The organism is Deinococcus cellulosilyticus NBRC 106333 = KACC 11606, from assembly GCF_007990775.1.
GTDB lineage: Bacteria > Deinococcota > Deinococci > Deinococcales > Deinococcaceae > Deinococcus_C > Deinococcus_C cellulosilyticus.
In genome coordinates this window covers 1-1,227 of sequence record NZ_BJXB01000082.1, presented here as the reverse complement: position 1 = coordinate 1,227, position 1,227 = coordinate 1, and the positions used below count along the sequence as shown (strand labels likewise).

2 protein-coding genes are annotated in these 1,227 nt (G+C 54.0%); both read right to left on the bottom strand.

What is annotated here, in order from left to right:
- Positions 1-56: 56 nt before the first annotated feature.
- Positions 57-896, bottom strand: coding sequence for an IS3 family transposase (locus DC3_RS28770; RefSeq protein ID WP_186816342.1), 840 nt, complete (start codon positions 894-896; stop codon positions 57-59).
- The gene (locus DC3_RS28765) at positions 890-1,159 is read right to left on the bottom strand and encodes a transposase (RefSeq protein WP_146892260.1); all 270 of its coding nucleotides are present in this window, start codon (positions 1,157-1,159) and stop codon (positions 890-892) included. The genes DC3_RS28770 and DC3_RS28765 overlap by 7 nt, the downstream gene beginning before the upstream one ends.
- Positions 1,160-1,227 lie beyond the last annotated feature (68 nt).

Below are 1,227 nucleotides of genomic sequence, written 5' to 3'. Positions count from 1 at the left end.
GGGAGGAACCCAAGGTTTGGTCCAGTTGGATGTAGAGCAAAGGCCCTGTTCTGAGATTACGAAATTTCCACCCTTGATGCATCCCATTTAGCCCTGAATTCAGCTGGTGGCAGGTAGCCCAACCCAGAATGCAGTCTGATCTGGTTGTAATGGTCACGAAAGCGACCTGTGATCACTGAAGCCTCCCACACCGTGTGAAACACCTCCCGATTCAAGCATTCCTCCCGAAATCGGGCATTGAAGCTCTCCGTTTTGCCATTTTGCCAGGGTTTGCCCGGCTCGATGTATTTGGTCCCTACGCCCAGCAACCCGAGGAAAATTCTCAACTCAGACGCAATAAACTCACTTCCATTGTCCGATCTCAGGAAGTCAGGAGCACCGCGGGTCTGGATCACCGATCTGAGGACCTCTTGCACATCAGCCGACCTGAAGTTAGGTTTCACCGTCAGGGACAGACATTCGCGGGTAAACTCGTCGATCAAGACCAGGAATTTCAGGGTTTCACCCCTCACCGTACGGTCGAAAATGAAGTCGTACGACCAGACTTCATTGGGCCGTGTCGCAGCCTCAGGTAAGGTCGCTCCACTGCGAATCTTGCGCGGAGAAGACTTCTGGGAGCGCAGAAAACCTAGCTCCCTCCATAGACGCTGAACTTTCTTCTTGTTGATCACCATCCCTTCCCGCAAGAGCACCTGGTGCATTCTCCGGTAGCCATAGACTGGGTAAAGCTCAGCCAGTTCCCTCAGGCGCCTCTCCAGCACCTCGTCTCTGACCTTGCGGCTCTGGTAACGCAGCATCGAGCGGTGCAGGTTCAGCAGGCGGGCTGAACGACGCTCACTGAGCCCCTCTGCAACCAGCAGTTGTGCCGCTTTGCGCTGGTCGCTGATGGTTACCACTTTTTTTTCAGCACCTCTTTGATCGCAGAGTTCTCCAAGGTGAGCTGGCCGACCAGCTTGAGAAGACGGGCATTTTCCTGTTCCAGCTGCTTTAATCGTTTGAGTTCGGCTGTGGTGGTGCCCTGGTACTTGGCTTTGAGGTTGTAGTAGGTGGGCTCGCTGATGTTGTACTTGCGGCACAGCTCGGCAACGCTGAGTTCGCCTTTTTCGCCTTCTTTGAGGAGGTCTACGATCTGCTCGTCGGTCAACTTACGTTTCGCCATGGTTTATTCTGACCTTTCCAGGCCGAATGCTCTACATGCAACTGGTCCACATTTCCGGGGTCAGACCA